The sequence below is a fragment of the Nocardia sp. NPDC058497 genome (genome assembly GCF_042720195.1).
Taxonomy (GTDB): Bacteria; Actinomycetota; Actinomycetes; order Mycobacteriales; family Mycobacteriaceae; genus Nocardia.
Window position 1 is genome coordinate 20,842 of sequence record NZ_JBHXMY010000015.1, and the last position, 5,935, is coordinate 26,776.

Below are 5,935 nucleotides of genomic sequence, written 5' to 3' on the forward strand. Positions count from 1 at the left end.
CATTCGATCCCGATGCCCGACGCCGATCTCACGCCCACCGGCATCGCGGACCTGATCGCCGAGTTCCTCGACGCGCTCGACCTCACCGACGTCACGATCGTCGCCAACGACACCGGCGGCGCGCTCACCCAGATTCTGATGACCCGCCGACCGGAGCGGATCGGCCGCGTCGTCCTGGCCGCCGTCGACTGCTACGAGGTGTTCCCGCCGTTCCCGTTCGCCACCCTGCTGCGCGCGGCCGCCCTGCCCGGCGCGGTGCGCGCGGCCACCGCCGCCCTGCGCCTGCCGTTCGTGCAGGGGTTGCCCGTCGGCTTCGGCTGGGTGGCGAAACGCCCGGTGCCACAGGAGATCCGGAACTCCTACCTGCTGCCCTCGCGGCACTCGGCCGCCGTTCGCGACGACCTGCGCCGCTTCGCCGCCGGGGTGGACAACGAGGCGACGCTGGCCGCCGCCACCGAATTCGAGACGGTCGACCTGCCGGTCCTGGTCGTCTGGGCGCGCGAGGACAAGCTGTTCCCGATCGAGCTGGCCCAGCGACTCGTGCGCGATCTGCCACGGGCGAAGCTGGTCACCGTCGACGATTCCTACACCTTCGTGCCCGAGGATCAGCCGGAGTTGCTCGCCGAACTGATCGTGGAGTTCACTCGGCTGCATGCAGCGCCGTAGTCAGGAGGACCGCTCCCGCACCACCCGGGCCGCGCTCGAGCAGGCAGGCCGCAGCCTGTTCGCCGAGCGCGGCTTCGCGGGTACTTCCGCCGAGCAGCTGGTCGCGGCCGCCGGGGTCACCCGGGGTGCCCTGCACCACCACTACGGCGACAAGCGCGGCCTGTTCCTGGCGGTGCTCGAGCAGCTCGAAGGGGAGATCACCGCCGAGGTACAACGCGCACTCGACGCCACCGACCCCGGCGACATCTTGGCGGGCATGACCGCCGGCCTGGCCTGTTTCCTCGAAATCTGTGCCCGCCCCGAAGTTCTGCGCATCGCCCTGACCGATGCCCCCACCGTGCTCGGCTGGCAGGCGTGGCGCGAACTCGAGGCCCGCCACGGCCTCGGCCTCATCACCGACCAGCTCGACCGGGCGACTAGCGCGGGGCTGATCGCGACCGTCCCGGTCCCGGTGCTCGCGCAACTGCTGCTCAGTGCGATCGCCGAAGCCTCCCTCATCGTCGCCCACGCCGAAGACCCAGCCCGCGCCCGCCTCGAAACGCAGCAGTCGCTGCTGCTCCTCATCGCCGGCTTGCTCCGGCAGGGCTGACCCACCCACCGTGTCCGTGACCGCGGTGTCGGGCCGACGTGGAAGACTGGCCCCGTGCGGTTGTATCGGGATGAGGCGGTGGTGGTCCGTCAGCACAAGCTGGGCGAGGCCGATCGCATCGTCACGCTGCTGACCAGGCAACACGGTCTGGTACGCGCGGTGGCCAAGGGGGTCCGGCGCACCAAGTCGAAGTTCGGGGCGCGGCTCGAGCCGTTCGCCTACATCGACGTGCAGCTGCATCCCGGCCGCACGCTCGACATCGTCACCCAGGTGACCACGGTCGAGGCGTTCGCCGCCGACATCATCGACGACTACGGCCGCTACACCACGGCCTGCGCGATCCTCGAGACCGCCGAACGCCTCGCGGGCGAGGAACGCGCGCCGGCGCCGAAACTGCACGCGCTCACCGCGAGCGCCCTGCGCGCCATCGCCGCCAAGCAACGCCCGCACGAACTGATCCTCGACGCATACCTGTTGCGCGCCATGGGTTTCGCCGGCTGGGCGCCCGCTCTGGACGAATGCGCCCGCTGCGCCACCCCCGGCCCACACCGCGCGTTCCACGTCGCGGCGGGCGGCGCGGTCTGCGTGCACTGCCGTCCGCCGGGCGCGAGCACCCCGGCCCCGGGTGTGCTCGATCTGCTCGTCGCCCTCCTGAAGGGGGAGTGGGACTACATCGCCGCCGTCCCCGACAATGTCCGCCGCCAGGCGAGCGGTCTGGTCGCCGCCCACCTGCAGTGGCACCTGGAACGCCAGCTGCGCACATTGCCGCTGGTAGAACGGTCAGCCGCCCCCGCGGCGAACCATTCGGCCGTCGCAGGCTGACCGCGCTCAGCGTTCACTATCACGCCGATCGGTCACGATTTCGACCGATCGAACGAAGAATGTCCGCCCAGCGCACCGCCCGCAAATCAGTCCAGGGCGACCATCAGGCAGGATCGAAGACGTGATTCTGCGTCGTGACTCTTCCGCCGGGGCCAAGCAGGGAACCGGTGCCGCCCGCACCGTGCGCCCGCCGTCCGCGCACCCCTCCGGCGCGCGTCCGCCCGCGATCCCGCCGGAGCTGGTCCCCAACCACGTCGCGCTGGTGATGGACGGCAACGGCCGCTGGGCGCAGGAGCGCGGACTGCCGCGCACCGCCGGTCACGAACGCGGCGAGGCCGTGCTCATGGACGCCGTCGAAGGCTCTATCGAGATCGGCGTCAAGTGGCTCTCCGCCTACGCCTTCTCCACCGAGAACTGGCGGCGCAGCCCCGACGAGGTCCGCTTCCTGATGGGCTTCAACCGCGACGTGATCCGCCGCCGCCGCGACGAGATGCACGAGATGGGTGTGCGCGTGCGCTGGGCCGGTCGCCGGCCGCGCCTGTGGCGCAGCGTGATCAAGGAACTCGAGATCGCCGAAGAGCTCACCAAGGACAACGACGTCATGACGCTGACGATGTGCGTCAACTACGGCGGCCGCGCCGAGATCGCCGATGCCGCACGGGAAATCGCGCGCCGGGTGGCGGCGGGGGAGATCGATCCGGAGAAGATCGACGAGGCGACCGTCGCCAGGTACCTCGACGAACCCGACATGCCCGATGTCGACCTGTTCCTGCGTCCGTCGGGTGAGTTCCGCAGCTCGAACTTCCTCATCTGGCAGGCCGCGTACGCCGAATTCGTCTACCAGGACACGCTTTTCCCCGATTTCGATCGGCGTAACCTGTGGGACGCGTGCCTGGAATACGCCAAGCGCGATCGTCGCTTCGGCGGCACCAAATGAGCGACGGAGCCGAGATGGACGCGGTGGTCACGCCCGAACTCGACCTGCAGGCGCGCGCCGGCGCCTGTCTGCAGATGCAGGACATCGACATCCGCGTCGACGCCGACGGCTCGCTCGGCTTCGAGTACGACGGCGCGCTGTGCTCGATCCGCGCCGTCACCCTTGCGCCCGGCCTGACGGTGCTGTCGCTGACCAGCGTGCTGGCCTGGGATCGGCCCCTCAAGCCGCAGCTGCACAAGCGCGTCGCCGAGCGCAACAACGAGATCCAGTTCGGCTCGGTCACCCTGATCGGGCGCGGCAAACTGGGCGACGTCATCCTGCGCTACACGTTCCCCGCCGAGGGCCTCGACGATCAGGCCCTCACCACCATGCTGCTGCTCGCCCTGTCCGGCGCGAGCAGGGCCAGGCAGGGCCTGCTCGCGCCGTAGGCGTCAGCTCGAGGGCTTCCAGGTGATCTTGCCGCCCTGGAAATCCTGGGCCTTGCCGCCCTGGTAGTCGTATTCGTCGCTGGTGGGGTAGCCGTAGCGGCCGCCCTCGGCGCCCGCGCGGATCCAGTCCGCCTGGATGTTGCCCCACACCGCGTGCGCGCCGGTCGACGAGGACCAGTAGATGGCGCCGGTCGGGAACATGGAGAACTGGCCGTCGCCCTTGCCCGCCTTGGACACGTCGCTGAGCGGGAAGCCCAGCGGGCTCGACTCCCAGCCCAGTGCGGCCCACTTGTCCCGGATCGGGCCGCTGATCTGGTGCGCGCCGGTGCCGACGGACCAGTAGATCGAGCCCTTCTGGAAGTGGTTGAACCGCCCGGCGCCGCCCGGCGTCGACTCCTCGCGGGTGACCGGGTAGCCGAGCTTGCCCGACTCGTTGCCGTGCTCGGCGAACTTGTCGCGGATCTGCCCGGCGACGGTATGGGCATTGGTGTCGGGGTGCCAGTAGATCGCCGCGTTGTTGGCGAAGGTCTGGTACTTGCCGCCTGCCGCGGCGTCGGATTCGGGGGAGGTGGGGTCGCCGAGCGCGGCGCTGCCCGCCTGGTCGTATTCGGTCTCGATCGCGCCGCCCACCTCGAATTCGCCGATCATGCGCGCCTGTGCGGTGCCTGCGAGGGCGGCGGGCAGTACGGCCACCACGGTCGCGGTCGCGAGGGCGGCCAGGCCGCGTGATCGAAGGGTTCGTCGGTGCAATGCCACAGGAAACTCCCTGGTCGAATCGTTGTTCGGTGATTTTCGGCGCTCGACCCCGACCGGCACCGCACCCGAACCTACCCGCTCGACCGCACGGGTAACAGTGAGCCTGCTAACCCCGGCCGACCGGTCTGATCGCCATCAGCACTTCCATGCCGCGAGCGAACTCGTCCGGGTCGGCGTCCTCGAGCAGCAGATGCTGCAGCATGAACCCGGGTAGCACGCCGATGATCGTCTTCGCCAGTGCGTCCACGTCGGCATCGGCCGGAATCCAGCCGAGCTCGCGCATCCGCACCGCGTACTCGCGCCACAGATCGCGCATGGCCGCGATAGCGTGCCGCACGGGGATGCCCGCCTCCGGCTGGACCATTGCCAGCGCCCAAGCCTGCGGTGCCAGCCGCAGCGGCCCGTCCGGTCCTCCGCGCTTGATCACCTCGGTGGTCAGCAGCCGCACAACTTCGGCAGGCGTCGGCGGGATCTCGCTGCGGATGATCTCGGCCAGCTGCGCCCGCAGCGGCGTCATCGTCTGCACCACGAGTGCCGCGATGATCTCGTTCTTGCTGGTGAAGTACCGGTAGACGGCGCCCGCGGACATTCCCGCCTCGGCGAACACGTCCTGCATCGAGGTCTCGTGAAACCCCTTTCTGGCGAAGCAGAGCTGCGCGGCGGCGAGGATCTGCTGCCTGCGGCGTTCGAGGTGTTCTTCGCTGACTCGGGGCATGACTCAAAGTAAAACGAATATCCGTTCTTGACAAGCGAGGTGAGTGGTGTCACCGTTGAATCACCAAAAAGAACGAACATTCGCTTTAAAGGGGAGAACCGCCATGACGATCACCCGACGAGCCGTAGCGCTCGGCCTGGCAGCCACCGCGCTGCAGGCTCTGCTCCTGATCGCCTTCGCCTGGCCCGCCGTCAACCTGGCCCCGCGTGACCTGCCCATCGCGGTCACGGGCCCGCAGTCCGCGCAGATCACCCAGCAACTGCAGCAACGCAGCCCCGACTCCTTCGAGATCACCACCCTCGCCGACGCGGACGCCGCCCGCGCCGCGCTCGCCGACAACGAGATCTACGGCGCCATCGTCACCGGCGGTGGCGCACCGCAGGTCATGGTCGCCTCGGCCGCCTCACCCGCCGTCGCCCAGCAACTCACCGCCCTGGCCCAGCAGCTCAGCGGCACCCCCGCCGCCCCGGTCCAGGACATCGTCGCCACCGACCCCGACGACCCACGCGGCGCGGGCTTCGGCTCGATGGTCCTGCCCCTGGTCATGTCCGGCATCGCCGCAGGCGTCCTGCTCACCCTGCTGATCCCCGGCTTCGCCGCCCGCCTGACCGGCCTGGTCACCTTCGGCATCGCAGGCGGCCTGCTGAGCACCCTGGTCTTCCACACCTGGCTCTCGATCGTCCCCGGCTCCTACCTGGAACTCGCCGCCATCGCCGGCCTGGCCGCCTTCACCGTCTCCGCCACCATCGTCGGCCTGGCCGCCGCCATCGGCCGCCCCGGCATCGGCCTCGGCGCGATGACCATGCTCCTGATCGGCAACCCGTTCTCCGCCGCCACCTCCGCCCCCGAACTCCTCCCGCAGCCCTGGGGCACCATCGGCCAGCTGTGCCCGCCCGGCGCGGCCGCGTCCCTGCTCCGCTCGATCGCCTACTTCGACGGCGCGGGCGCCCTGGCCCCGCTCGCGGTGCTGCTCACCTGGTCGGCGGCCGGTCTCGTCCTGCTCGGCGTGGGCGCCCTGCGCT

At 70.1% G+C, this 5,935-nt stretch carries 8 protein-coding genes; 6 read left to right on the forward strand and 2 right to left on the reverse strand.

Going from position 1 to position 5,935, the window contains the following annotated elements; translation table 11 throughout:
* From ACFWPJ_RS02320 to ACFWPJ_RS02340, 5 genes are all read left to right on the forward strand, one after another.
* Positions 1–666 (forward strand): alpha/beta fold hydrolase (locus ACFWPJ_RS02320; RefSeq protein WP_378846065.1); only part of this gene is annotated, 666 nt, incomplete at its 5' end.
* Positions 653–1,255 carry a TetR/AcrR family transcriptional regulator gene (locus tag ACFWPJ_RS02325; protein WP_378846066.1) on the forward strand — a complete coding sequence of 201 codons (603 nt, stop codon included), beginning with the start codon at positions 653–655 and terminating at the stop codon, positions 1,253–1,255. The genes ACFWPJ_RS02320 and ACFWPJ_RS02325, both read left to right, overlap by 14 nt.
* A gap of 54 nt (positions 1,256–1,309) precedes the next feature.
* Positions 1,310–2,077 carry a DNA repair protein RecO gene (gene recO / locus ACFWPJ_RS02330; protein WP_378846068.1) on the forward strand — a complete coding sequence of 256 codons (768 nt, stop codon included), beginning with the start codon at positions 1,310–1,312 and terminating at the stop codon, positions 2,075–2,077.
* Positions 2,078–2,198: 121 nt separating this feature from the next.
* Positions 2,199–3,014: an isoprenyl transferase gene (locus tag ACFWPJ_RS02335; RefSeq protein ID WP_378846070.1), complete on the forward strand. Its 816-nt coding sequence runs from the start codon at positions 2,199–2,201 to the stop codon at positions 3,012–3,014.
* Positions 3,015–3,088: 74 nt separating this feature from the next.
* Positions 3,089–3,442 (forward strand): YbjN domain-containing protein, encoded by a 354-nt coding sequence (locus tag ACFWPJ_RS02340; RefSeq protein ID WP_229740157.1) that lies wholly within the window; start codon positions 3,089–3,091, stop codon positions 3,440–3,442.
* A 3-nt stretch (positions 3,443–3,445) separates the two neighbouring features.
* On the opposite strand, the gene ACFWPJ_RS02345 is transcribed toward ACFWPJ_RS02340, so the two are convergent.
* Positions 3,446–4,198 (reverse strand): LGFP repeat-containing protein, encoded by a 753-nt coding sequence (locus ACFWPJ_RS02345; protein WP_378846072.1) that lies wholly within the window; start codon positions 4,196–4,198, stop codon positions 3,446–3,448.
* A gap of 106 nt (positions 4,199–4,304) precedes the next feature.
* A complete protein-coding gene (locus tag ACFWPJ_RS02350; RefSeq protein WP_378846074.1) occupies positions 4,305–4,913 on the reverse strand; it encodes a TetR/AcrR family transcriptional regulator in 609 nt (202 codons plus the stop codon).
* A 103-nt stretch (positions 4,914–5,016) separates the two neighbouring features.
* On the opposite strand from ACFWPJ_RS02350, the gene ACFWPJ_RS02355 reads away from it, so the two are divergent.
* The coding region (locus ACFWPJ_RS02355; RefSeq protein WP_378846076.1) for a hypothetical protein at positions 5,017–5,935 on the forward strand (919 nt) is incomplete at its 3' end.

Coding starts and splice junctions, on each gene's coding strand:
- ACFWPJ_RS02325 (WP_378846066.1), top strand. CDS start 653: ATGCAGCGCCGTAGTCAGGAGGACCGCTCCCGCACCACCCGGGCCGCG.
- ACFWPJ_RS02350 (WP_378846074.1), bottom strand. CDS start 4,913: ATGCCCCGAGTCAGCGAAGAACACCTCGAACGCCGCAGGCAGCAGATC.
- ACFWPJ_RS02340 (WP_229740157.1), top strand. CDS start 3,089: ATGCAGGACATCGACATCCGCGTCGACGCCGACGGCTCGCTCGGCTTC.